Source organism: Candidatus Zymogenus saltonus, assembly GCA_016929395.1.
Lineage (GTDB): Bacteria > Desulfobacterota > Zymogenia > Zymogenales > Zymogenaceae > Zymogenus > Zymogenus saltonus.
In genome coordinates this window covers 54,501-80,234 of sequence record JAFGIX010000009.1, presented here as the reverse complement: position 1 = coordinate 80,234, position 25,734 = coordinate 54,501, and the positions used below count along the sequence as shown (strand labels likewise).

Annotated in this window: 22 protein-coding genes and 1 riboswitch; of the genes, 9 read left to right on the top strand and 13 right to left on the bottom strand. The window is 52.6% G+C overall.

Annotated features, from left to right (window positions below):
• Nucleotides 1–4 precede the first annotated feature (4 nt).
• From JW984_02045 to JW984_02010, 8 genes are read right to left on the bottom strand one after another with little or no spacing between them, the layout of a single operon-like run.
• Nucleotides 5–487 carry an MOSC domain-containing protein gene (locus tag JW984_02045; protein MBN1571959.1) on the bottom strand — a complete coding sequence of 161 codons (483 nt, stop codon included), beginning with the start codon at nucleotides 485–487 and terminating at the stop codon, nucleotides 5–7.
• A gap of 1 nt (nucleotide 488) precedes the next feature.
• On the bottom strand, nucleotides 489–965 hold the full coding sequence (gene moaC / locus JW984_02040; protein MBN1571958.1) for a cyclic pyranopterin monophosphate synthase MoaC: 477 nt from the start codon (nucleotides 963–965) through the stop codon (nucleotides 489–491).
• 4 nt (nucleotides 966–969) lie between these two features.
• Nucleotides 970–1,977, bottom strand: coding sequence for a GTP 3',8-cyclase MoaA (moaA, locus tag JW984_02035; protein ID MBN1571957.1), 1,008 nt, complete (start codon nucleotides 1,975–1,977; stop codon nucleotides 970–972).
• A gap of 10 nt (nucleotides 1,978–1,987) precedes the next feature.
• Nucleotides 1,988–3,913: a molybdopterin biosynthesis protein gene (locus tag JW984_02030; protein ID MBN1571956.1), complete on the bottom strand. Its 1,926-nt coding sequence runs from the start codon at nucleotides 3,911–3,913 to the stop codon at nucleotides 1,988–1,990.
• Nucleotides 3,914–3,947: 34 nt separating this feature from the next.
• Entirely contained in the window at nucleotides 3,948–5,216 is a 1,269-nt protein-coding gene (locus tag JW984_02025; protein MBN1571955.1) for a molybdopterin molybdotransferase MoeA, read from the bottom strand.
• A gap of 53 nt (nucleotides 5,217–5,269) precedes the next feature.
• Nucleotides 5,270–6,268 (bottom strand): ATP-binding cassette domain-containing protein, encoded by a 999-nt coding sequence (locus tag JW984_02020; GenBank protein ID MBN1571954.1) that lies wholly within the window; start codon nucleotides 6,266–6,268, stop codon nucleotides 5,270–5,272.
• Nucleotides 6,269–6,276: 8 nt separating this feature from the next.
• The gene (locus JW984_02015) at nucleotides 6,277–6,972 is read right to left on the bottom strand and encodes an ABC transporter permease (GenBank protein ID MBN1571953.1); all 696 of its coding nucleotides are present in this window, start codon (nucleotides 6,970–6,972) and stop codon (nucleotides 6,277–6,279) included.
• Between the two features lie 50 nt (nucleotides 6,973–7,022).
• Entirely contained in the window at nucleotides 7,023–7,802 is a 780-nt protein-coding gene (locus JW984_02010; protein MBN1571952.1) for a substrate-binding domain-containing protein, read from the bottom strand.
• Nucleotides 7,803–8,004: 202 nt separating this feature from the next.
• Nucleotides 8,005–8,197, bottom strand: a riboswitch (molybdenum cofactor riboswitch).
• Between the two features lie 177 nt (nucleotides 8,198–8,374).
• Between JW984_02010 and JW984_02005 the strand changes: the two genes are divergently transcribed.
• Complete coding sequence (locus JW984_02005) at nucleotides 8,375–9,538, top strand: metallophosphoesterase (GenBank protein ID MBN1571951.1); 1,164 nt, start codon at nucleotides 8,375–8,377, stop codon at nucleotides 9,536–9,538.
• Between the two features lie 52 nt (nucleotides 9,539–9,590).
• On the opposite strand, the gene JW984_02000 is transcribed toward JW984_02005, so the two are convergent.
• The 4 genes from JW984_02000 to cbiQ form a co-directional block, all read right to left on the bottom strand.
• Entirely contained in the window at nucleotides 9,591–10,805 is a 1,215-nt protein-coding gene (locus JW984_02000) for a hypothetical protein (GenBank protein ID MBN1571950.1), read from the bottom strand.
• Between the two features lie 61 nt (nucleotides 10,806–10,866).
• Nucleotides 10,867–11,631 (bottom strand): histone deacetylase family protein, encoded by a 765-nt coding sequence (locus JW984_01995; GenBank protein MBN1571949.1) that lies wholly within the window; start codon nucleotides 11,629–11,631, stop codon nucleotides 10,867–10,869.
• A gap of 201 nt (nucleotides 11,632–11,832) precedes the next feature.
• A complete protein-coding gene (locus JW984_01990; protein ID MBN1571948.1) occupies nucleotides 11,833–12,621 on the bottom strand; it encodes an ABC transporter ATP-binding protein in 789 nt (262 codons plus the stop codon).
• Nucleotides 12,618–13,406 (bottom strand): cobalt ECF transporter T component CbiQ, encoded by a 789-nt coding sequence (gene cbiQ / locus JW984_01985; protein MBN1571947.1) that lies wholly within the window; start codon nucleotides 13,404–13,406, stop codon nucleotides 12,618–12,620. Before cbiQ ends, JW984_01990 begins: the two co-directional genes overlap by 4 nt.
• Before the next feature lie 279 nt (nucleotides 13,407–13,685).
• Between cbiQ and JW984_01980 the strand changes: the two genes are divergently transcribed.
• The 4 genes from JW984_01980 (at nucleotide 13,686) to holA (ending at nucleotide 20,247) form a co-directional block, all read left to right on the top strand.
• On the top strand, nucleotides 13,686–15,485 hold the full coding sequence (locus JW984_01980; GenBank protein ID MBN1571946.1) for a TIGR04190 family B12-binding domain/radical SAM domain protein: 1,800 nt from the start codon (nucleotides 13,686–13,688) through the stop codon (nucleotides 15,483–15,485).
• A 296-nt stretch (nucleotides 15,486–15,781) separates the two neighbouring features.
• Nucleotides 15,782–16,330 carry a 4-vinyl reductase gene (locus JW984_01975; protein MBN1571945.1) on the top strand — a complete coding sequence of 183 codons (549 nt, stop codon included), beginning with the start codon at nucleotides 15,782–15,784 and terminating at the stop codon, nucleotides 16,328–16,330.
• Between the two features lie 173 nt (nucleotides 16,331–16,503).
• On the top strand, nucleotides 16,504–19,029 hold the full coding sequence (locus JW984_01970) for a leucine--tRNA ligase (protein MBN1571944.1): 2,526 nt from the start codon (nucleotides 16,504–16,506) through the stop codon (nucleotides 19,027–19,029).
• A gap of 165 nt (nucleotides 19,030–19,194) precedes the next feature.
• Entirely contained in the window at nucleotides 19,195–20,247 is a 1,053-nt protein-coding gene (holA, locus tag JW984_01965) for a DNA polymerase III subunit delta (protein MBN1571943.1), read from the top strand.
• Nucleotides 20,248–21,254: 1,007 nt separating this feature from the next.
• Here the strand turns inward: holA and JW984_01960 are convergent.
• On the bottom strand, nucleotides 21,255–21,530 hold the full coding sequence (locus JW984_01960; GenBank protein MBN1571942.1) for a 30S ribosomal protein S20: 276 nt from the start codon (nucleotides 21,528–21,530) through the stop codon (nucleotides 21,255–21,257).
• Between the two features lie 68 nt (nucleotides 21,531–21,598).
• Here JW984_01960 and murJ point away from each other — a divergent pair, with 68 nt between their 5' ends.
• The 4 genes from murJ (at nucleotide 21,599) to JW984_01940 (ending at nucleotide 25,698) form a co-directional block, all read left to right on the top strand.
• Entirely contained in the window at nucleotides 21,599–23,215 is a 1,617-nt protein-coding gene (murJ, locus tag JW984_01955) for a murein biosynthesis integral membrane protein MurJ (GenBank protein MBN1571941.1), read from the top strand.
• A gap of 13 nt (nucleotides 23,216–23,228) precedes the next feature.
• Nucleotides 23,229–23,801: a methylated-DNA--[protein]-cysteine S-methyltransferase gene (locus tag JW984_01950; protein MBN1571940.1), complete on the top strand. Its 573-nt coding sequence runs from the start codon at nucleotides 23,229–23,231 to the stop codon at nucleotides 23,799–23,801.
• A gap of 134 nt (nucleotides 23,802–23,935) precedes the next feature.
• Nucleotides 23,936–25,429 carry a M28 family peptidase gene (locus JW984_01945; GenBank protein MBN1571939.1) on the top strand — a complete coding sequence of 498 codons (1,494 nt, stop codon included), beginning with the start codon at nucleotides 23,936–23,938 and terminating at the stop codon, nucleotides 25,427–25,429.
• Nucleotides 25,426–25,698 carry a hypothetical protein gene (locus tag JW984_01940; protein MBN1571938.1) on the top strand — a complete coding sequence of 91 codons (273 nt, stop codon included), beginning with the start codon at nucleotides 25,426–25,428 and terminating at the stop codon, nucleotides 25,696–25,698. The genes JW984_01945 and JW984_01940 overlap by 4 nt, the downstream gene beginning before the upstream one ends.
• Nucleotides 25,699–25,734 lie beyond the last annotated feature (36 nt).

Sequence of the window (25,734 nt, the reverse complement as noted above, 5' to 3'; positions counted from 1 at the left end):
GATCTCAGACTATCTCTATGGTGTCGCCGGTGGAGATCGTCCCGCCGACGACTACCCTTGTGAATATCCCCTCCCTCGGCATCACGCAGTCCCCCACGGCCTGAAAAATGGCGCAGCCGTCGTGGCAGACCTTTCCTATCTGCGTGACCTCGAGGACGACGCCGCCGGGGAATTTTATTTTTGTGCCCAGCGGGAGATCGGGAAGTATCACCCCTTCCGTGGTGAGATTTTCCGCGAATATCCCCGGATATACGTCCACGCCCTGATCGGCCATCTTGTCTATGCTCTCCACCGCCAGGAGGCTGACCTGCCGGTGGGCGTAGTCTTTTCTCACGTCGCCGGCGTGGGAGTCCCCGACAATCCCGAACTCCTCTTTTAGCTCGGCTCTCTCAACCGGATCTTTTTTGGTACCGGTCTTGTCCGAGACGTTTATCGAGATTATTCTTCCGTTCTTTGCCTTCCCCTTTGCATCAATATTTGCGTTCATATTAATCTTCCTTTATAAAAACTCCACTCTTGCCCCCGGATTTCCTTACGAGACACACATCCGTTATGGCGGCCGTTCTGTCGACAGACTTTATCATGTCGTAGATCGTTGCGGCGGCGATAACGACTCCCGTTATGACCTCCATCTCGATGCCGGTCCTCGAGTGGGTCTTTGCGGAGACGTTGATTTCTACGGAGGGTCTCTCTTCGTCAAGCTCAAACTTCACCGAGACCTCGTTGATCGGGATCGGGTGGGTCAGCGGTATGAGCTCGTGGGTTTTTTTCGCCGCCATAATGCCGGCGATTCGGGCGGTGGCCAGAACATCACCCTTTTTGATTTTATTCTCCTTGATCATCTCGAGGGTCTCCAGTTTTACCAAAACCCTCCCCCTTGCCGCCGCCTCCCGGAGCGTTATCTCCTTTTCCGAGATGTCGACCATCTTCGCCTTGCCGTCCTTGTCAACGTGTGTCAGTCCCATATTGCTATCCTCCAATCTTCGACATGGAGCGTTGGCAGTTCCTGAACCGTATGCCGTTTATGTCGTGGCGGTAGGGCTTTGTCTTGAGGGAATTCAGGATGAAACCGGCTATCTGATCGATATCCTTAACCTCGCGGAGGAGGGGCAGGATGTCGCTCTCTTCATCGGAGAAGAGACAGCTTCTGATCTTACCTTCAGATGTGACCCTGATTCGGTTGCATTCGCCGCAGAAGTGGTTGGTTATCGGGGTGATAAATCCTATCGTGCCCCTGAAGTTTGCCGCCCTGTAGTCAACTGAGGGGCCGGCGCCCAATTTCTCCGGGATGGGGGTCAAGGGATACGTTTTTTCAATCTCAGAGACAATTTGCTCCGACGGAACGATCTTCTCCATTGTCCAATCGCTCGACCGTGAGGCAGGCATGAACTCGATGAACCTGACCGAAATCGGACGGTCTCTCGTCATCTCGATAAAATCGATCACCTCGTCGTCGTTGACGCCCTTGATCAAAACCACGTTGAGCTTCACCGGGTCCATCCCGACGGCGAGCGCCTCGTCTATCCCCCCCATGACGTCCGCGAAGAGGTCACGCCGGGTTATCTCCCTGAAGCGGTCCCGCCTCAGGGTGTCGAGGCTGATGTTTATCCTCCCTATACCGGCCTCCTTCAGGTCCCCTGCCATATCCCGAAGGAGAACTCCGTTAGTCGTCAGGGAGAGGTCTTTGAGACCTTCGATTCCCCCCAAAATTTTGACGAGGTCGACTATCCTCCTCCTCACGAGGGGTTCCCCGCCGGTCAACCTGACCTTCTTGAAGCCCAGGGAGATCGCTGCACGAACCAAAAGCTCTATCTCCTCGAAGCGCATGATATCGTCATGGGATATGAGTGGCATCCCCTCCTCGGGCATACAGTAGGTGCAGCGAAGGTTACACCTGTCGGTGACCGAGATCCTAAGGTAATCGATCTTCCTCCGGTAGGCGTCTCTGGGGGGTTTCTTCCCCGCTTTATTTATCATATCGCTCATTCTATTTAACAATCTCTTCCCTTCCGGTATCCCTCGTGTCGTATCCGGAAAGCGCCCTGATCTTCGTTTTAAAATCGTCTCTTCTTATCACTTCGACCAGGGCCTGGATTCTCTTGTCCTCCAGGTATTTTAGGGGGATGATCAGATCGTAGCGCTCCTCATCAATGGGAATGAAATCGAGATCGAGGGCCGCCGCCGCAGCCGCAATCCCGAGGCCGCAGGAGGCCCTCCCAGAGAGGACCCTGACCGCCACGTTCATGTGGGTAAAGTCCTCCCTGTCATATCCTTCGATCTCCGCCGGGTCTATCCCGAACCTTTTCAGGTGATAGTCGAGGAGTATCCTCGTCCCGGAGCCGCGCTGTCGATTCGCAAAGACAACTCCCTCTCTTTTTAGGTCCTCTATCTTCGAGATTCCCTGAGGATTCCCCTTCTGGATGATGAGGCCCTGGGTGCGGTGGGCCAGCGTGATTATCGATACCGGCATCTCCTTCATATACTTTTTGACCGCCCAGATGTTGTAGTCGCCCGTGTCCGGGTCGAGGAGGTGGGAGCCTGCCAGATGGCACTCGCCGTTTCTCAACGCCGTTATCCCCCCGAGGCTCCCCACGTTCACCGATGCGAGGGAGTAGCCGGGAAAATGGAGGGAGAGGTCACCGGAGAGGAGATCGAGGCTTATGTCGTGACTCCCGACCGCCAGTATACCCCCTTCGATCTCGTCCTTTCTGCGAAGGATAAAGGCCGTGATCGAGTCCCCCTTCATTAATCCCTCAGACAAAGCCTCGATCTTGACAATCCCGTCGGCCTTGACCATCGTGGTGATGTTTCCCGCCCCCCTGGGGAGTGGGGATGCGATGAGCCTCCCGTCGACACTGGAGAGCCTAACCCGCAAAAACTCGTCGTCGCCGACCTTCGAGGGGATGTCCCTCAGGACGGTTGCCGTAACCCTCTCGTAGGGGTACTCGCCCAGGCCCAGCATCCTTGAGATCAGCGGCCTGATGACGTTGAAGTATGTCATCACCGCCGAGACCGGGTAACCGGGGAGTCCCACGACCAGCTTCCCCTTCACCTTTCCAAGGATCGTCGGTTTTCCGGGCATTATGTTTATGCCGTGAACCAATACCTCCCCGATATCGTCGATTACCGCCCTCGTGTAATCCTTCGTCCCAGCCGAGGAACCGGCGATCACGATGACTATATCGAATTGCTTTATGTTGTCGAGGATAGTCCCCTTTATCCTGTCAAGGTCGTCGCCCACCACGGCGATACGGTTCGTCTCGGCCCCGTCTTCCATGGCCATGGCGCCGATTACGGCGGAGTTCGATTCGTATACCCTTCCCTTCGCGAGGGGGCCTGAATCAGGCTCGGCGATCTCGTCTCCCGTGGGGACAAACAATATCCTCGGCCTTTTTTTGACCCTCACCTCTGTTCTGCCGACTCCGAGAAGCGCCCCTATATCAAAGGGCCTTATGATGTGTCCCATTGGGAGCAAAAATTCAGTTGCCACCATGTCCTCCCCCATCGACCTGACGTGCTGAAAGGGGAAGGCGGCCTTTATTATCTCGACGGTTCCGTCGCCCGGGTCATTGACGTCCTCGATCATTATGACGGCGTCCTTGTCGTCCGGAAGGACGTTTCCGGTGTTTATGAAGACGGCCTCGCTTCCGATCTTCAATTTTTTCGGCGAAGGCTCCGATGCCCCGTAGGTGTCGTTTGCCGAGACGGCAATCCCGTCCATGGCGGCGGCGTGGTAGTTAGGGGAGGAGTGGGCGGCGAAGACGCTTTCCGTCGTCACCCTTCCCAGTGCCTCAGTGCTCTTTATTACCTCGTCGCCTATGTATCCGTCGATATCGAAATTATTATACAGAATGGAGATCGCCTCATCGAGCGACCTCTTTTTCAGATATATATTTCTCGCAGTCTTGTTCATTGAGTCTCAAATAATTGATCTCAAATATTTTATATCATAGGGGCGATACGCTTACCGTATCTCCCTTTAAGATACCCTCCTTCATGGAGGGGATGCAGATTAGGCCGGTGCTTCCCGTCAGGATCGAGATCATCCCCGACTTTCCGAGAAGGGGAGTTGCCGTGGGGAGGGCGCCGTCGGCCGAGGGCACGAGTCTCACGGGGACGTAGTAATCGCGCCCCGGCGCACCGGAGAGGCTCCTGTCAATCCTTGCCTCGACGATTTGAGATTTGCAGGAGGGATCGGCGGTTCCCCCTATCAATTTTATCATGGGCGCGACAAACAGTAAAAAGACGATCAGGGCGCCCACTGGATGTCCGGCAAGCCCGAATACGGGCGTGTTGTCGACGATCCCGTATATGGTCGGTTTTCCCGGCCTTATCGACACCCCGTGGACCAAAACTCCGGGGGAGTCTGACCCCCTGCTTTTGGCGATCTCGTCGATTGCCGAAAGTGTGAAATCCATGTTGCCCACGGAGCTCCCCCCCGAGAGGATGACCATATCGGAGGTCTCTCTGCCCTTCTTCAGAGCCTCCTTCAGGGAGGACGGGTCATCGCCCACATTTTCCATAATGACCGGAATTCCCCCCGCCTCGGATACCCCCGCGGCGAGGGCGTACTTGTTTACGTCCCTTATCTGTCCCGGCTTCGGGATTTCCGCCGGCTCCACCACCTCGCCGCCGGTAGAAAAGACAGACACCCTCGGCTTATTGAATACATCGATCTTAGTTATACCGACGCCGGTCAAAGCGCCTATATCAAAATATCTTAAGTGCACCCCCCCCCTGACGACAAGATCACCCTTCTTCAGGTCTTCTCCTATGAGAACGATGTTTTCGAGGTGAGAGACTCCCCTCCTCACCTCGAGGGTGGTATCGTCGACAAGGTCGGTGTACTCCACCATGACAACGCCGTCTGCCCCCTCCGGAACCATCCCTCCAGTGACCACCCTCACCGCCTCCCCAGGCGAAATTTTTAATACCTGTCCTTCCTGAGCAGGCCCCACCGCAATCTCCCCAATTAGCTTCAGATAGCAAGGAATCGAGGAGGAGGCCCCGTGGGTATCCTTCGAGACAACTCCATAGCCGTCAACAATGGATCGCCTGAAGTCGGGGAGATCGACCGGAGAGAGAATGTCCGATACGGGAACCCTTCCGAGGGCGTCCGTTGTATAGACGGTCTCGGTATCGGTCCTACCCTCGAAATCCATCAAGACCTTGCGGAACTCTTCCGGAGTTATCAATTTAAGAAAGGACTTTCTCATTGCTTTTAATCGTCCGTGGGCGATCGTCCGTAGGTGACCCAAAAAAGTATAACTTAATATAATAACACAGAAGAGGCCTTAAAGGCAATAAAAACTTTCTGTCCGATGTTGAGTCCCATTTCGGAAAAGGAGCGTTGGGTAACGTCTACGTGGAAGATCTCCCCGGCGTCAACGGAGAGGCCTATTATCTCCCCGTCCTTCCTTATCTCGGTGATCTCGCCCGAGTATTGATTCCTGGCGCTTGAGGATATTCGATCCTTCGATATGATGATCTCCTTTGGATCGATTGAGGCGTAGCCGGCCTCCTCGTTGTGCTCCGGGAGCCTGATGTCGATTCGGCCCGTGTTAAAGACCGGCTCGTCTCCGAGCTTTCCGCATTTTCCCGAAAAGAAGTTCTTGACCGGCTCACTGCTCGGCCTTCCGCTCATCAGGGTAAGGACTTTGTTCGACAGGCGGTACGCCTGACTTATGTTGTGGGTGGAAAAGATGATTGTGGTGTTGTACTTCTTGTTTATGTTTTTGATTATCTCCTCGATCTTTAAAATATTCAGCACGTCCACATTCGCGGTAGGCTCATCTAAGATCAGCACCTCGGGACGGATGGCGATTCCCCTGGCGATTGCGACCCGCTTGGTCTCACCACCCGAGAGATTTCTCGCGTGTCTCTTCGAGAAGCCGGACATCCCGACCATTTCGAGGGATTCCCTTATTCTGTCGGCGGCCTCCCTCCTGGGAACCCCCCTGTAAGAGAGGCCCAAGGCGACGTTTTTCTTGACCGACGTGTCAAACATCACCGGTTCCTGATGGACGAGGACTATCTTCTTTCTGGTAGTATGGGGCTCGAAGGCGGTAACCCCCTTCCCGTTAATTGTGATGGTTCCCGTAGTGGGCTGCTCAAGGAGCGAGAGGATGCGAAAGAAAGTGGTCTTCCCCGATCCATTGGGACCCACGAAGGCGTATATCCCCCCCCTCTCGAACTCGTAATGATCGATGTCGAGGACCTTGTGTCCGTCGTAGGCCTTAGTGATATTTTTAGCTTCTATAATCTGCATAAGGCTGTCTATTTTCCCGCTCTTCCTCGTAGTCTGTAGAGAAAAATATTAACCGCAAAGGATAGGGAGAGGAGGATGATCCCAAGCGCCAGGCCGAAGGCGAACTCTCCCTTGCTCGTTTCCAGGGCGATTGCGGTGGGAATGGTCCTTGTGAGCCCCTTGATGTTGCCACCGAGCATCATGGCGGCGCCCACCTCCGCCACAACCCTCCCGAAGCCCGCCACTACGGCGGCAAGGTACCCGATTCTTCCCTCAAAAAGAACCGATCGAACCGATTGGAAGGGCGACGCCCCGAGGGTGAGGGATGTCTCTCTGATCTTTGGATCTATCCCCTGGGTAACCGATATCGATATCATAGCGACGATGGGATACGCCAGTATTACTTCGCCGATTATGATGGCCCATGGGGTAAAGAGGAGGTGTATGAAGCCGAGGGGGCCTCGATGAGACAAAAACGAGTAGCAGAACAGGCCGACCACGACGGTTGGAAGCGCCATTAAGGTGTTAAAGAGGGTAACGAGAGCGCCCTTTCCCCGAAAAGACTTGGTTCCGATTATATATCCGGTCGGAACGCCGCAGATTGAGGATAACAGCGTGGCAATGCTTGAACAATAGAGTGAAAGTCCGACAATTTCAAAGACTTCTCGATCAAAGGAAATGATTAGAATCAGAGCATGTTTAAAGCCGTTGACAATGTAATCCATAGCCCTTCCTTTGAATAATCGGCGCGCATCTCGTTACCCGATGAGTGATGCTACTTTGCGTCCGGTATAAAAAGTGGATTGCCGTTTTTATCCTTGAAGTTGCCTATCATCTTCTGGACCTCCTTCGAGGTGATCCAGTTGATATACTTCATGGCTCCGTCGTAATTTACGTGGGGATAGGTCTTTGGATTAACGGCGATAACTCCGTAGGGATTAAACAGGATCGGATCACCCTCGACCAATATCGGAAAATCGATCTTGCCGTCCGCCGTAAAGGAGTTGTATGTCGCCCTGTCGCAGAGTGTGTAGGCCTTCTCGATGTCGTTTATCATGATGAGGGTTTCCGCCATTCCCCGTCCTGTCTCTATATACCACTTCTGTCCTTGAGGATCGACTCCGGCAAGCTTCCAGATATCGAGCTCCTTTACGTGTGTTCCGGATTTGTCGCCCCTCGACACAAAGACTACGTCCGATTCGGCGATCTTCTTTAAGGCCTCGGCGGGGGACTTCATTCCCTTGATACCGGCGGGATCGTCCTTCGGGCCGATGATCACGAAGTCGTTGTACATAACGTCCTTTCTGTTTACGCCATAACCGTCGGCGATGAACTTGTCCTCCAGCTCCCTGGCGTGCACCATGACGACATCGGCGTCGCCATTCTTGGCGATCTCTAAGGCCTTCCCGGTGCCGACGGCGATAACGTAGACCGTGATACCGGTTTTCTTGGTGAAGTCAGGATGAATGTAGCCGAAGAGCCCCGTGTTGTCGGTGCTGGTGGTGCTTGCAAGGATAAGTGTTTCGGCCGAAAGGGCGATTCCGGCAAACGCCATGAAACAAACAAGAGCCGAAATTGTTAGAATAGATAAAAGTCTTTTCCTTTTCACATCAAACCTCCACAAAAAGAGTTAAATAAATTTCCGATTTTGGAAAGAGGAAAAGCTGTCCCTTGCCGTTGAAAACCGTAGATTGATACACAGGGATTGGTCATGTCTCAAGCATAAAAAAACGTACCGTGCGGTACGTGGAGACGTGGTTTCCCATAACTTTTCTCCTTTCCAAGCACGGGGGGCATGGCCGTTTCCGGCCATACCTTGTCGTCCTTCCACCATAGGGTGTTGGGCATTAACTTGAGCGAAGGGAAACGACTATTTCAATCGCCCCCCAATATCCGCCCACATCATGATGCCCCCCCCTTAGGTGAGAAGGATCGGAGAAGTGAATTTCCTTATTTAAGGAATAATAGTGAAGAAATAGGAATTTGTCAAGGCTTTTTAAAATATTTCAGCCTGTTTATGAGTGAAGCTCTGAAAATAAATTAAAAAAATTATGCAATACCCTTCACAATTCGACGTCTTCATAATATAATAAAAGATTGTAACAAAAAAACAAGGGAGAAAAACTTGTGAATGACCTGAAGTCCTTTATCATCTTCCTGACGATATTCTTGGGAGTCTATTTCTCAATGAATTCCTACGTCCTCTTAAAGGGGAACCTGGCTCTTCAGCTGAAAGGTGTTCCGTTTTGGGTATATATCGCTCTCTTTGTGACCGTGTCCCTTGCTTTTCCCGTGAGCTTCTTCATAAGGAGGCTCGTTGAAAATGACATATCTCCCCTTCTTACATGGATAGGGTCTTTATGGCTCGGGGCGATAATCTACTTCTTCTTGATTGGGCTCGCAGTGGATTTCATAAGGTTTTTCAACTACATTTTTTCCTACATCCCGGAAGTCTTTTACAGGAACCAGCTCGTCATAGGGAGGACGCTTTTTGTAATAGTAGTCTTGGCGGTGTCCGCACTGATATTAGCGGGATACCTCCACTCAAAGGACGTAAAGGTGAGAAGGCTCGATCTCGCGGTAGACACCCTCCCTGTCGATTCAAATCCGCTGAAGGTTGTCTTCGTGTCTGACATACACCTCGGGAGAATGATAGGCAAAGATCGTCTAAAAGGGATTGTGGAGCTGGTAAACGGAGAAGGCCCAGATATAATCTTAATCGGGGGAGACCTCTTTGACGAGGAGGCGGACGGGCTTTACCACGTCAGGGAAATCCTGTCGTCATTTAAAGCGAAATACGGGGCATTCGCTGTCTTAGGAAACCATGAGTTTTACCACGGACCTGATGAATCGACCCACTTTATGGAGTCGGCGAATATCAGGGTTTTGAGGGACAAAGCTGTGACTGTCCCCGGGATTGTAAATATCGTGGGACTCGACGACTACTCCGACGGTTGGGGGAGGAGGGCGAGGGACGAGGAGACCCTGAAAGAGATTATAGATTCGTGTGACGAAAACCTCCCCACCATCCTCATGACCCACACCCCCGTCTACCTCGACAGGTTCGCCGCGCTGGGCGTTGACCTGGCCCTCTTCGGCCACACCCACAACGGGCAGTTTTTCCCCTTTAATCTCGTCACGGACTCGATTTTCAAGCTGAGCTACGGGTACGGAAGGGTGGGGGATATGCACGCCTACGTGAGCAGCGGCGCGGGGACGTGGGGACCGCCCATCAGGGTCTTGACGGACGTGGAGATTGTCAAGATCAATCTGGTTACGGGGAAAAATTAGACGGGCGGTATCTCACTCAATTCGGCGGGATATCTCTCAATCAGGATACAGACTACACGTGCTTCAGGATAAAGAGGAGATTGGAGACCCCTATGGTCATCTTCGGCAATAAGTAGGTTGCGCTGTAGTGTCCCGCCGGGAACGGCATGTATATCTCCCTGAAGTTTTTTCCGCCCACCTCGTTTTTGGCGAAGAACTCCCGCTGCCGGCTCGAGTAGCGGTAGAGGAGGACCGGGTCCTGCCTCGCCTTTACGGCCAGTATGGGGATGTTTATCTTGTTTACGAACTTCATCGGATCTACCACGGGCCAGAGTTTCTCCACATCCATGCCGGTTATTTTTAAGTCCTCCACAAGTCCCGTCCTCACGTACTCCGCCTCGATGTTGTCCGGGTCCATGATGAAATCGCGGAGGAATCCCCCTGAGAGGTTTATTATCGCCGCTCTGAAGATCGACTCCGGGAGGTCTTTGACAAGCTCCGGGTTTTTCTTAAATAAAAACTCCCTGTACTCAAGGGCATAGGCGGTCGACATTATTGTAAACGTCGATCCTATGCTCGCGCCGATAACGCCGATTCTCTTAAACCCGCTTTTGATAAGATAGAGGAGTCCGCCCAGGATGTCCGAGATACCCTGACTGAATGAGTAGAGGGTATCGAGCATGTCTGCGGAAAAGAGCCTCTCCCCGGGGACCATCTCGGTGTCCTTAGGGTCATGGCGCTCCCCGTGGTAGGGGTGCACCATCTCGAGGGCGGTGTATCCGAACCTGTTAAGGAGCCTCCCGAGCGTGGCGAAGGCGCGCTCCTCCGCCCTCAGGTTCGGGAGTATTATGATCGCCTTTTCGAGTCCGGCCTTTCCTTTTTTCGCCCTCTCGGGATAGATGTGTGCCCTGACCGTGTTGTTCCTCGTAAAGGAGGTCTCGATATTCGACCTGAAGGTCAGAAGGCCGTTCGTTCTGGAGTCGATAAGCTCCTCGATCGAGGAGGATTTGCCGCTTTCGTCTTCGACGGTAAACTCGGTATCCGCCCCCGGAAAAAGGAGTTCGGGGAGCCTTGCCCTAAAGGATTCGAGCCTCCTGTCGTAGTCTCTCCTCGTCATCTCGGAGCCGTCGCCGTTTTTGCCCCAGCTTCCCCGCTTGGGAACGGGGCGCTCCCTCATCGCCTGGAGCTTCAGGTCGTGGACCCTCACCCCTTTCTCGAAACTCCTCTCTCTTAAAACGTCCATCAGCAGGTTAAGGTAGCTGTACGGGTTTTTCCTCTTCTTTGTCAATATATTTAAATCCCATTAAAATCGCTTCAAATATCGGCTCTAAAGCAGTTTTTCTCGCCGCCTATTCCATCCCCTCGACCAGGCTTCTGGCGTTTATCCCCAGGTCTTTTACGTAGTATCCCCCCTCGAGGAGGGCGTACCGCCGCCCTTTCGCGTGCTTTTCGGAGTACTCCTTAACCAGCTCCCCTATAATTTTGTAGTCGTTGGTATCGAGCGTTCCACCCCAGTCCTTGACGTACCTGTCGAATCCCGCGCTGACGCATACGATGTCGTAGGGGGCCGACTTTTCGAGCCCCTCCTTTGTCATGGCCAGAAACTCGAGGGCGTAGTTCGACTGGACATTTACGACCGCCACGTCGTCGCGCCCCTTGAAGAAGTTATCGGTGCCGTCGCCGAAGTGGAGGTCGATGTCGAGTATCACCGCACGCTCTATCTTATTCTGGACGATCAGTTTTTCTATCGATATGGCGGTGTTGTTGAAGAAGCAGAAGCCCCAGTTGCTGTCCGGGCTTGCGTGGTGACCGGGTGGGCGGATAAGGCCGAAGGCGGGCGTCCCCTCGATGGCGATCTCCGATGCGGTGATGGCGCCCCCTGCGGACAAAAGGGCGGTCTCGTAGCGCTCCCTGTCCCTCTTTTCCGATTCCAAGAGGCGGTGCGTGTGGACGAGCAGGATGTCCGACTCCTCGGCCGGCTTCGGGGTTACAAACTTGTAGCCGTGGCTCGAAAACTCCCTGTATATCGCCCGTGCCCTCTCCGGCATCTCCACTGAGGCCGTGGGGTAGTCGGTGAGGTATTTGTCGTGGTATACGATCTTTGTCTTCGGCATCGATCCACCTCCCTGCAATATATATGGTTCGTCAGACCGGCAAGTTACCAAGATAAAGGCGGCGCGCCCTTTGATGCTGTTTCGTTATTGTCGGCGGCTGAAATATAAACCAATCCCCCTCAATCAATACTCTTATCCGCTCAATATCGAGAAAATTTCCCCAGGGTCAATCGAAATATTAATCGAATATCAATCGAAATATCAATCAAACAAGAGCTTCAACTCCTTGAGGCGCTTTTTGTCCGATATTAACTCCCCTATCGGCATGTCGGCCACGATCCTTCCCCCGTCCATTACCACCGCCCTCGTGGCGAGGTCGGAGGCGAGGTTTATGTTGTGGGTGATGATAAGCTTAGTCTTGTCGATCCCGCATATTATCTTCTTCAGGCTGTGGACGCCCTCTGGGTCGAGGTTTGCGGCGGGCTCGTCGAAGGCGACGATGTCCGGCTCCATCGAGAGTATAGTGGCGAGGGCGGCGCGCTTCTTCTCTCCGTGGCTCAGGTGGTGGGCGGAGCGACTCTCAAGGCCGGAAAGCCCCATGGCCGAGATCGCCCTCCTTACCCTTCGGTCTATCTCGTCATCGTCAAGTCCCATATTGTTCGGCCCGAAGGCGACATCCTCGTAGACGGTGGGGCAGAAGAGCTGATCCTCCGGATTCTGAAACACTATGCCGATCTTCTTTCTTATATCGCGGACGCTCTTCTCGGTGAGGCGAATGCCGGAAATCTCTATTTCCCCCTTTGGCATTATAAGGCCGGGGAGCGTGTGGAGAAGGGTAGATTTCCCGGCGCCGTTTTTGCCCAGTATCGCCACCGATTCTTTACTCTTTATCGAGAGGTCTATGTTGAAGAGCGCCTCGGTCCCGTCCGGATATGTGTATGACAGATTTTTAATAACGATGTCGCAGCTGTCGTGTGAGGATTTTTTTTCTCCTAAAGCCGTCCCGTCGCTGGTCGGTGTCTCCCTTGATTTTCGCTTGATTGTAGTCATATCTGCGTTATGCCCAAAGCCCCGTTGATCCTTATGACGATCGCTGTCAAAAGGACGATAATGATAAAGAGGTAATCTTTCAAGACGAGCTTCCCCGTTTTTCTCGTTACGAGCATCGTGTCGTAGCCCCTGGACTTCATCGCCAGATAGGTCCTCTCGCCCCGCTCCATGCTCCTGACGAAGATGGCGCCGATCATGTACCCGATGATGTTTGAGTTCCAGATCCACCTCCCTCCGTAGAGGCGGGCGTCTCTGGCCCTCGATATCTTCTCCGCCTCGTCGATGAGTATGAAGATATACTGGTACATAAACGAGAGGGCGTCCGACAGAAAGTATGGGAACCTCAACTCCCTCAAGCCCACGATGACGTCTGAAAATGGGGTGGTGGACACAAGAAAGCTCAGGAAGAGGACCGAAAGGACCGATTTCGATGTAACGTTAAAAAGGACAAGTGCCCCCTTCCGGGAGACCTCTATCGCCGTGAAACCTGCAGGAATGGTTAGCACTGTATCGCCGCCCTTTATGATCGGCGCCGCAACGACGGCGACGGCTATAAAGGGGAGTACCAGGGCAAGCCTCTTAACGAAGAAGGTTATGGGGATGTGAGAGGCGAGGATCATGGCAAGGGCGATGGTGAGATACAGGAAAAATGACACCATCTCCGCCGGCGGGGTTGTGACGACAACGAACACGATGGCCGTGAGAGTGATGATTTTTGCCTTCGGATTCAGCCTCCGTATAGGACTCTGGATGTGGCTTTCCATGTCGATGAAATGGTGCTTCAAAAATATCCCCCTCAAATGGCAGCGAAATATCTAAATGGCGAAAGGGCATTATATATTTATTCGTCCCGTTTTAGCAAGTTTTTTGTGGTAAATTGTCTTAGACGATCTCCTTTCGGTTGTCTTTTGTCCCCTTCTGTGAGATAATAAAAATGGACGGAAAGCCCTTTTTATATTGTATATAATCCATCGGTTTCAACCGAATCTTCATTATGGAATGAATGCTATATGGGGAAGCACTGTTTGGCTCTTTTTGGATAAAGTTCATGGATTTTGAGGCCGATGTTTAGATTTCCATCTCCAAGGGCGGATCTGATACTGATCCACCCCCCCAGCGTCTTTGACTTCAGGAAGAGGAAAATCTTGTTCGGGCCGATAAGCGACGTCGTCCCCTCGACGCCGGCGTTCGAGATGTACCCGATCGGTTTTTCCTCCATATCGGAGCATTTGTCGAAAAACGACGTCTCGGTGAGGATAGTGAACCTCGCCTATCTCATGTTGACCGGTAAGGATTTCGACGTTAGGGAGTTCCTTTCAAGACTCAAGGCTCGGGCCTTTGGAATTTCCCTCCACTGGCTCCCACACGCCCACGGGGCGGTGGAGTTGGCAAGGTTGTTGAAGGAGATACACCCGGAAGTCCCGGTGATATTCGGCGGCTATTCGTCCACCTATTTTCACGAGGAGATCATCGAGCTCCCCTACGTAGATTTCGTGGTGAGGGGGGACTCCACGGAGAGGGCGCTTCTCTCCCTCATGCGGGCGATAAAAAACGGCGCAAAAACAGCCGGAGAGCTTGACGATATTCCGAACCTTACCCGGATGAAGGGGGGCGGTGTCAGAGTCAACGACGAGCTCATCGTTGAGGAGAGCCTCAACGATTTTTCCAACAACTACCTGAACCTCTTCAGAAAGTCGGTCAAATATTTCGACATAAAGGGGATGACCCCCATATACGACTGGTGGCGCTATCCGATAACGATGATGGTGACCTGCAGGGGCTGCGGGGAGAACTGCGTTATATGCGGCGGGTCGAACTTCGCCATGAGAAAATACCTGGGGAGGAAAAAAGTCGCATTCAGGGACCCGGGGCTTGTGGCGCGCGATATCCTCTCCCTCTCCAGATACACATCGGCGCCGATATTCGTGGTGGGCGACCTCCTCCAGGCGGGTCACGATTACGCAGAGACCCTGATTAAGAGGATGGGGAAGAAAAGAATAGCAAACCAGATGGTCTTCGAGTTCTTCAACCCGGCGCCGGAGGCCTTTTTCGAGAAGGTCTCCCGCGTCTTTCCTAACGTGAACTACGAGATATCGCCGGAGACCCACGACGACGAGGTCAGAAAGATGTCCGGCAAGAGGTACAAGACAGAAGCGATGGAGGACAGCATCGGCTGGGCGTTGAAGCACGGCGCGAAAAAGTTCGACGTCTTCTTCATGATAGGGATCTCCGGGCAGGATAAAAAATCGGTAATGGAGACGGTCGAGTACAGCGGCTACCTGATGGAGAGGTTTGGTAAGAGGCTCTCCCCGTTCATCTCGCCGCTGGCCCCCTTTGTCGATCCCGGGAGCATGGCCTTCGAGCAACCGGAAAAACACGGGTATAAGATATTATTCAAGAGTTTTTCCGAGCACGTTGAGGCGCTGAACGCCCCCTCGTGGAAATACATGCTCAATTACGAGACAAAATGGCTCACGAGGGACGGGATAGTGTCGGCCACCTACGACTCAGGGGCGAGGATGAACGAGCTGAAGCTGAAGGGAGGCCATATAGACAGGGAGACATATCTCGACGTGAAGGGGCGCCTCGATAGAGACGTGAAGCTCATGTCTTATATAGATAAGATGTGTATTCCAGGCAGGGGCGGTATCGAGGGGATCGAAGGGGATCGAACCCTGATGGAAAGGGGGATTGACCTTGACGACATAGGCATCGTCTGCGGCGAGGAGGAGATAAAGTGGCCCGTTGTGAGGTCGGGCTTCAGGTTTTTCAACATAGGCATTGCGATTGCCTTCGAGACAATCAAGAGAGGCATAGGCAAACTTTGCAGGGCGTTTTTGAAAAGGGGAAGTGAGATGGAGTAAATTTCATATAAGCCAATAGACATTTGATGATTCATCGAGAGCAATCTCAAAAGTCCTAAATCCCTCCTGAAATTTTGGATTCGTTTATATCCTGAACGGAAAACGGATTTGACGTTTCGGCGATATAATAGTATACTAATTATGTATAATCACATACTGCTCGGTAATTCTATTCTTCATTTTACACCGATGAGTAAAGCTTGCTTTTTAAAGAAAAAGAATTACGGGACAAGTTGACGGCCGAAGGCGGTATCGGAGTGATAAAGCCTAAAATTTAAATATTAAGGGAGGTTATTATGGGAGATAAACCCGTTGGTGCCGGGATGTTTGAAGTGAACGATGATGAGGAAATATGGGGGTTGAACAGACGCTTCATTCTGTTTTCAAACGCCCTTTTCGCCAACATCTTTGAGAGGATGGAATCAATATTGGGCCCCGTCGCAAAGCGCCAGATATATGAGGTGGGGTATTCATCCGGAATTTTGGGGGCGGAGAGGCTGAAGCCGATCTTCCATGGGGGGATAGAGCAGTTCAAACAGCACGTGAATCTCAGTCAAGCGTTGGGATGGGGGAAGATAACTAAAGTGGAATACGACGAGAAGACGGGCGTGGCGGCCCTGGAGTACCCAAACACGTGGGAGTCGGAGGGCTACAAGGAGGTTCACGGCGATAAAAAACCGGGGGTGGTAACATGTTTTATGTCCGCCGGGATAGCGGCGGGGGCGATCTCCGGGGCCTTGGACGTGAAATACGAGAGTGAAGAGGTGCTTTGCGTCAGCAAGGGCGACAATATATGCAGGTTTGTCCTAACGCCGATGGGAGAGAAGAGGAAGGTCATAAAATAGGGGAAATAAACGTGATTCCAATTTGGCTTGGGGAATATCCCCCAAGCCTTTTTTATATGGAGCCCAATACAATATTCTTGCATAAATTGGGAATTTATGATAAACAGAATTCTTTGTAGGCAGTAGTTCACATAATTTATTTTACTCAAGATGGGAGAATTGAGAGATTTCGCATGGCAGAGATTAAGAAATACTCCCCCCTCGATATCGAGTCCCGCTGGCAGAGATATTGGGAGGAGAACGAGATCTTCAAGGTAGAGATAGACGATAAGAGGGAGAAGTACTATATCCTCGAGATGTTTCCGTATCCCTCCGGAAGGATCCACATGGGTCACGTGAGGAACTACACCATCACCGACCTTGTAGCCCGCTACAAGATGATGAAGGGACTGAACGTAATGCACCCGATGGGATGGGATGCCTTCGGGATGCCCGCGGAGAACGCCGCCATCGAGAGCGGGATTCATCCTGCAAAGTACACCTACGAAAATATCGACTACATGAAAAAGCAGCTCAAGGAGATGGGATTTTCCTACGACTGGGACAGGGAGCTCGCCACCTGCGCCCCTGAGTATTACCGCTGGGAGCAGTGGCTCTTCATAAAGATGTTTAAGGAGGGGCTCGCATATCAGAAGAAGTCCTTTGTCAACTGGTGCGAGTCGTGCCAGACTGTCCTCGCCAACGAGCAGGTCATCTCCGGCAGGTGCTGGCGTTGCGACGAGGAGGTCACCCAGAAGGAGATAAACGGCTGGTTCTTCAAGATAACCGAGTATGCGGACGATCTCCTTGAAGAGCTCGACAATATGGTCGACAATTGGCCCGAGCGCGTAATCACCATGCAGAGGAACTGGATAGGAAAGAGCTACGGGGCCGAGATAAAGTTTCCCCTTGAGGCGAAGGTGGAGGGCTACGACGAGATAAGCGTCTTTACAACGAGGCAGGACACGGTTTTCGGCGCAACTTTTATGGTCCTTGCGCCGGAGCACCCCCTGACAATAGCCCTCTCCAGGGGAACACCGGAGGAGAAGAAGGTCAGGGACTTCGTGGACAAGATGCTTATCACCGACAAGATAAAGCGCTCTTCGGAGGACTACGAAAAAGAGGGTGTGTTTTTAGGGGCATACTGCAAGAACCCCTTCACCGGCGCCAGGATGCCCGTTTTCGCCGCAAACTTTGCGCTTATGGAATACGGCACCGGGGCGGTCATGGCGGTTCCCGCCCACGACCAGAGAGACTTCGAGTTCGCCAAGAAGTACGACCTTCCCATAATCGTCGTCATCACCCCGAAGGATAAGGAGCTTAAGGGCGACGAGATGGAGGAGGCCTACGTCGAAGACGGGATATTGATAAACTCCGACAAGTTCAACGGCGCCGAAAACCGGAAGGCGATGGAAGATATCATAGCCGAACTCGATAAAAAGGGCCTCGGCAAAAAGACCGTGAACTACAGGCTTCGCGACTGGGGTATATCGCGCCAGCGGTACTGGGGGGCGCCGATACCGATGGTCTACTGCAAGGAGTGCGGCGTGGTTCCCGTTCCTGAAGAAAACCTTCCCGTCCTGCTCCCAACGGACGTCAACCTCAAGGAGGGGGGAGGGTCGCCCCTCGGCGACTATGAGGATTTTGTCAAGGTTGCCTGCCCCTTATGCGGCGGGGAAGCAAGGAGGGAGACCGACACGATGGACACTTTTGTCGAGTCCTCCTGGTACTACGCCAGGTTTTCATCACCCGGATACGACGTGGGGATGGTCGATAAAAAGAGGGTGGACTACTGGCTCCCGGTCGACCAATACATCGGAGGAATCGAGCACGCGATATTGCACCTCCTCTATTCGAGGTTCTACAGCCGGGTCATGAAGAAGTTCGGCCTGGTGAAATACAAGGAGCCTTTCACCAGACTCCTGACACAGGGGATGGTCATAAAGGACGGCGCCAAGATGAGCAAGTCAAAGGGGAACGTGGTCGACCCGGCGGATATGATCAAGAAGTATGGCGCAGACACAACAAGGCTCTTTATCCTATTCGCATCGCCCCCGGAAAAGGAACTCGAGTGGAGCGACCAGGGGGTCGAGGGATCGTTCAGGTTTCTCGCAAGGCTCTGGCGGATCGTAGTGGATAACCTCGACATCGTAGAGGGGGCGAAGTCGGCTTCCAAGGCGGACGGGGCGGATCTCTCCGACGCTGGCAGAAATCTGCAGAGGAAGATGCACCAGACGGTAAAGAAGGTGACGGAGGATATCGAGAGCAGATTTCATTTCAACACTGCCATCGCCTCGGTAATGGAGCTTGTAAACGAGATGTACGTTTTCATCTCGAAGATGGGAGAGGACAGGAAGCTCAGCGATTCAGACACCCTCGTCTTCAAGGAGTCGGTGGAAAAAGCGATCCTTCTCCTATCTCCCGCCGTGCCCCACATAGCGGAGGAGCTCTGGGAGGCGGTCGGAAACGCCCCGAGCGTCGTCAATGTTTCGTGGCCCGTCTACGACGAGGGGTTGGCCCGGGAGGAGGAGATCACTATAGTCGTTCAGATAAACGGCAAGGTGAGGAGCAGGCTTGTAGTGGGCGCGGGGCTTTCCGAAGAGAAGGTGAAGGAGAAGGCCCTCATGGATGAAAAGGTAAAGAAATACATCGAGGATGCCGAGATAAAGAACATGATCGTGATTCCAGAAAAGCTCGTCAGCATCGTAGTGGCCAAGTGAGTCTAAAAGGGGAGGGGGGGTTGTCAGGGGGGCCATTTTGAATTGTACGTTTTGAATTGTAATATTGTGTAGGGGGTTGCCTGAAATCTTTACTTTGTGGGATGTTTGAGGGTTTTCCAATGGACTCCTTATCGGCCGGCCGATAGCACATACCGGCTTTAAAATATGACGAAGATCTACAACAATTACAGAGAGATCGATAAAGACCTGAAAGACGGGAGGTTTCACCCCGTCTATTTTTTTTACGGCGAGGACGAGCACCTGATCAGGGAGTACGAGGGCAAACTGAAGATGGCCGTTCACGGCGGGAAGGTGGATGAGGGGCTGATGCACGAGACCTTCTACGGCGGAGAAACCCCGGTGCTGGAGATCATAAACAGCGCAATGACGCTCCCGATGCTGGCGATAGGCGGGTCAAAAAAGACCTTGGTGGTTAGAAACGCCGAGAGGTTTGCTGAAAAAGAGGCCCAAATGCTTGTTTCATACGCCGATGACCCGAACGACTCCACGGTTCTATTTATATCTGCAGGCGGTTTTGGGGAGCAGAAGGGCAAAACGCCGTTGAGGATGCCACCGGGGAGGCTCAAGGGACTTCTGAAGTCGTCCGCCGTTGCTACCTTCGAGAAGATGCGGGAGGAGGAGGTAAAAAATTGGGTCGTCAGGAGGTTCCGCGACGAGGGCAAGACGGCTGACCCGGAAGTCCTCGATACCATTATCGATTTCTTGGGGGACGACCTGTCAGCGGCATCGGCGGTGGTCGAAAAGCTGATTGTCTTTCTCGGGGATGATCAGAGGCTGACGTTTGAAGATGTCGAGAACATGATTCCGGACCTCAAGGTTCACTCCGTCTTTGAGATGTCGGACGCCCTGTCGCTGGGGGATGCGGGAGGCGCGATGAAGATGATCGAAAAGATGCTACTCGGGGGGGCTAAGGCGGTCGAGCTTCTGGGGATAATACGGTGGCACTTCGTCAGGCTCTGGAGCCTGAAGGTTGCGGTGGATGAAGGGGACAGCGCCCAGAGCGCCGCCAGGGCCTTGAAGATACCCTCGTTTACGCTGGGAAAATACGTCAATCAGGTAAACAGGATATCCCACGAGTCGTTCAGGGAGATATTGAAGAGGCTTTTCGAGACGGACAGGCTTTTGAAGAGCAGCTCCCTCAAAGACAAGATGGTTATCGACAAGATGGTTCTCGATATTACCTCGGAAATACGCTGATTTTCTGGCTTTTGTTTTTATGTCGCTTGATGACTTAAGCGGGTCGATCCAGCTGTAATTCTTGAAAAGGTCGAATAGAAGGCGGGACAGACTCCGAGGGGGCAAAGAAATTTTGAAGGTTGAAAGAGCCGCCCGATTAATAGACAAGGCGATTATACCGTATCAGTGGCAGAAGTGTGGGAGTTTAAAAATATTCAGTATTTGAGTTTGCGGCTCAATCAATCGGCGGTTGCTCAACCTGTTTTTGCATCAAACCGCGAAGGAGGCCGCAGACATTTGGGTCTAAACTGAAAGCCCTTTGATCGTCGAGGTCGCATTTACAAGAAGATTGAAGGAAGCCACGGTAACTTTGGTTCTAAGCTGACGGCCCTTTGATCGGCGAGATTGTATTGAAAACAACCAGTGATAAGGCCGTGGAAGTTCAGGATTTAAAGAACGGCCCGATTAGGCGGCGGGCAGGTGGTTTTCTTATTTTGTTAAAGGCCGAAACCAAAAGGGACCTTGGGTGTCTTAAGATAAGCGAACGAGCCGATCAAAAGACAAATCGATGACCGCCTTATTAAGTTTGGGGACGATCCCGGAATGGGGCTTGGGTGTTTTAAGATAAGCGGACGGCCCTGTTAGGCAACAATGTTATGTTGGTTACAACCAGTGAATGAGGTTGCGGAAATTTGGAATATTATTAAAGGACGGCCCCGTTAAACAGTAAAGTCGCATTTGCAAGAAACATTGAAGGAAGTCGCATCTATTTGGAATCTGAACTGACGGCCCGTTGATCGGCGAGATTGTATTGAAAACAACCAGTGATAAGGCCGTGGAAATTCAGGATTTAAAGAACGGCCCGATAAAGAGTAGGATCGGCCCTTGGCCAATCCTCTTTGAAGCGAACTAAAATGAGGCCACGGCAACTTGGAATCTAAACTGACGGGCCGTTGATTAACGAGATTGTATTGACAACGACCAATGAAGAGGGCCACAGGCGTTTGAGATAAGAACAGACGGTCCGATTAGGCGGCGGAATCCCCGAGGGAGTTGAACTTCCTCTGGAGACGGGATATCTTCCTCGAAGCGTTCCTCTTGTGGATGACGCCCTTTGTGGTGGCCTTGTCGATCGAGACTATTGCGGTGTGCAGATTGTCCTTTGCCTCGTCAATGTTTTTATCATCGATCGACTTTAGAAATTTCTTTATGTAACCCTTCATGGTGCTTTTTACATGCCTGTTCATGATTCTGCGTTTTTCGCCCTGACGCATCCTCTTGAGGGCGGATTTATGATTAGCCAAGCTCTTTCTACCTCCATATTGTTTAGAATAAGAGAATCAATTTTATAGAATAAACGATAGGTTTTATTTTGTCAAGAAAAAATGTGGAAGAGAGCTTTGAAAAATTAAGCGGGGATGGAGAAAACTCCCGGATAATAAGGGCCGCGGGAGTCGTAGGCACGGCGACATTGGGAAGCAGAATCCTCGGATTTGTGCGGGATATGGTCACGGCCTTCTTCTTCGGGACAGGAAACGCCGCCGATGCGTTCTTCGTCGCATTTACGATCCCGAACCTATTGAGGAGGCTCTTCGCCGAGGGGACCATGACGGTCTCCTTTGTTCCGATCTTTACGGATTACATTGTAAATGAAGGAAAAGAAGAGGCCTTCAGGGTGGCGAGGATCACCATGACGATCCTCAGCATCGTGCTGGTCTTCACGGTCCTCATCGGGATAGTCTTTTCCCCCGAGATAGTGTTTCTCTTCGCGCCCGGTTTCAAGGGAGACCCTCAAAAGTGGGGGCTTACAGTTGATCTGACCAGGATAATGTTTCCGTTCATCCTGTTTGTCTCCTTCACCGCCCTGGCGATGGGCGTCTTAAACAGCATGGGACACTTTCTCGCCCCGGCCTCGGCCCCGATCCTTCTGAACGTTGCCATGATAGGGTCGATGTTTCTGATAAGCCCTCTGATGAAAAGGCCGATAGTCGGGCTGGCGTGGGGGGTGATAATCGGCGGTCTGCTGCAGGTTCTCCTTCAGATCGGCCCACTTTTAAAACGGGGAGTGACCTTCAGGCCGAGCCTCGACTACAAACATCCCGCTGTCAAGATGATGTTGAAGCTGATGCTCCCTGCGATATTCGGTGCGTCGATCTATCAGCTGAATGTGGTGGTTATAAGATTCTTAGCTTCTTTTTTGGAGTCGGGGAGTGTCTCGTACCTCTATTACGCAGACAGGCTTACCCAGTTTCCGCTGGGGATATTCGCCGTGGCGATAGGAACGGCGGTCCTCCCCAGCATGTCCAAGATGGCGGCCACGGGGAGGATCGACGACCTGAAAAGATCGTTTACCGACTCCCTCTCGATGACCCTCTTCATCACAGTTCCGGCGTCGGTGGGCCTTATCGTCCTTCGGGTTCCTATAATCAGCCTCCTCTTTTACAGGGGTGAGTTCGACTATTCTTCCGTTGTAGCGACGGCCGACGCGCTCCTTTACTTCTCGATAGGGCTTCCGGCGGTGAGCGGTGTCAGGGTTATGGCCAACGCATTTTACGCCCTCAAGGATACGGCGACGCCGGTCAAGATCGGGGCCATGTCGATCGCATTGAATATCATCCTGTGTATTCTATTAATGGAGCCGTTGAAACACGGAGGCCTGGCCCTGGCGGTTTCTGCAGCGGCGTTTCTCAACGCCTTTTTGCTCCTTTACGTCTTCAGGAGGAGGGAGGGGAGGCTGAGGCTCAGGCGTCTTTTCGTCTCCCTCGTCAAGACCGGGATCGCGTGCGTTGCAATGGGGGCCTCCTCCATGTTTGTCGCCTCCTTCTGCGACTGGGGGCTTAAGGGACAAAATCTAAACAAGCTTGTCTTCATGACTCTGGCTATCGTCTTCGGCATCATCGTTTACATAGCCGCAACGTACCTTATGGGATCGCGGGAGCTCAAGGGGATAGCGGGGCCGATAAAGAGAAAGCTGAAGACTGGGAGTTGATAAGGAGAAAAAAATGAAAGAGATTAAAAATGTTGGGATATTCTCAACGACCTTCGGGTGGATGGGCGTGGTCTCCTCCGATGCGGGGATATTATTTAGCATGCTCCCCCGTGTTGAGAGGGGGGATGTTGAAAAGGGGCTGAAATCGTATCTTGGAACGAATGGAATTAAAGCCGGGGAGGACGCTTCCTGCGGTGAAATCGAGGATGCGATGAAGAGGTTTTTTGAGGGCGAGGCCGTAGACCTGACGAGGTTCCCCCTCGACTTTTCAGGGATTTCTCCCTTTTTCGTGAGTGTCTATGGGGTTGTGAAGGGGATAGATCGGGGAAGGGTGATGAGCTACAATGATGTGGCAAAAGCCGCAGGCAGCCCCGGCGGTGCGAGGGGAGTGGGATCGGCCATGGCGAGAAATCGGTTTGCACCTTTCGTGCCGTGCCACAGGGTGGTGGGTAAAAACGGGGACCTTGTGGGATTCGGGGGCGGAAACGGGATCGAGATGAAGGAGAGGATGCTCTTCATAGAGGGAATAGAAAGTAGATCGGGGTCGAAGTTCCGCGTCCCGCGGGAGTTTTTCGCCTCGAGATAGCCGATGTGTGTAAAAAACGGTAAATTTTCAAATATTTTAAATTGGGTATGAAAAAATAGTGCGGTTTGTGTTATACTTCTGCGGAGAAACAGTTAGTCGTTACAGGTTTTAATGAAATATTTTGGGGGATGCCTATGTTTAGATTTAAAAGAACAATCTGCCTGTCGGTGGTCTTGATGTTGTTGTCATCCGCTGCCCTTTTTGCAGTAGATGATGCAAGGGTGCCGACTCAGGACGAGATCGTTGGGTGGCTGGACGAGTTCTGTAAATCCGACAACAGGAGGCCGGGCGAGCCTGGGGGGCTAGCCGGCGAGGATTTCGTGTACAAGAAGTTCATGGAATTCGGACTTGAGAACGTCAGGAAGGAGCCGGTGGAAATTACCCTCTGGCGCGCGGTAGAGTGGTCCCTTAAGGTTAAGGGTGATGGCGTGGAGGAGGAGATACCCACATTCTACACGCTCAATACCGGATTCACGCCGGATGAGGGCATCAGCGCCGAGCTGGTCTATGTAAGGAGCGGCTCGGAGGAGGATTTCAACACGATCGATGTTAAGGGGAAGATCGCGGTCATAGACATGGAATTCGCGACCCTTCCACTCCTTCCACTGATGTTGCTTAAGGGTTACTACCTTTACGACCCGGACAAGACCTTCACATGGTGGGCGAGTCAGCCGGCCTGCTGGGTGAGGAAGAACTGGAACATTGACAAGGACACGTCCAAGAGCGCCTACGAGCTCGCCAAAAAGAGCGGCGCTTTGGCGGTCGTCTGGATATTGAAGGATCAGCCCGCCAACGTGGTCACCCATTACGGCCCCTATGACGGCGAGATGAAGGATTTACCCGCCCTCTACGTGGGCAGAGACGACGGGGCGAGGCTGAAGGAGATGCTGGCCGCGGGAAGCCTTCAGGCAACGTTTGTCCAGACAGGGACGATGACCCCCGGTGTTATGCACAACGTTCACGGGGTGCTCCCCGGGAAGTCGAACGAGATAGTCCTCATCACCTCCCACCACGACTCGCCCTTCAAGGGATATATAGAGGACGGAACCGGCATCTCCATGGTCCTTTCATTGGCGAAGTATTTTTCTCAGGTTCCCCAAGAGGAGCGGGAGAAGACGATGGTCTTTTTGGCATCGTCCGGGCACTTCTACGGCTCGAAGGGGATAGAGACATGGCTCGAAAATCACAAGGAGGATATCGCCGATAAGACCGTCATGAACCTCAACATAGAGCACGTAGCCGCAAAGGAGTTCGTTGAGGACAAGGGCGGAGACTACCACTACACGGGGAAGCCACAGCTCAGGGGTATATTCATCGACAACAACGACCACATGAAGGATGCGATAGGGGAGGCCCTGAGGGACAACAACCTCACGAGGTCGGCTGTGATAGCGATCGACGCCCTGGGGAAGGACCCCCCGGGAGAGGGGAGGTTCCCCCACAGGCTGGGAATCCCGGTGATTCACTACATAAGCGGGCCAAGCTACCTGCTGGTGGACGCCGACTACAGGGAGAAGGTGATCCTTGAGGAGCTCGTACCGGCGGCGAAGACCTTTATCGAGATTGTCGAGAAGCTCTCGACCTTAAGCGGCGGTGATCTCAAGCCGAAGGCGGAGGAACAGAAATGAAGAAAAAAATCACGTTTTTGATAAACCTCGTTTCCCCCTTGCTCCCCATCCTGGCGATTTTGATCTTCAACAAGATAGGCCAGGCCCTCCCCGTTATCGTCCTGAGCGGGATTATCCTGATAGTGATCCTCTACTCGATAGTGGCGCTCATCAGGGTCAAGGAAAAATCCCCGGAGATAAAGGTCGTCGGGACAATTATGGGGATCGTGGGAGTTTTTATAACCGCGATAGTTCTCTTCGTAAGCGTCTCGGCGCTGACGAAGATATAGTCAAGGGGGCTAGAGGGTAAAAGAGAGACAAAGGAA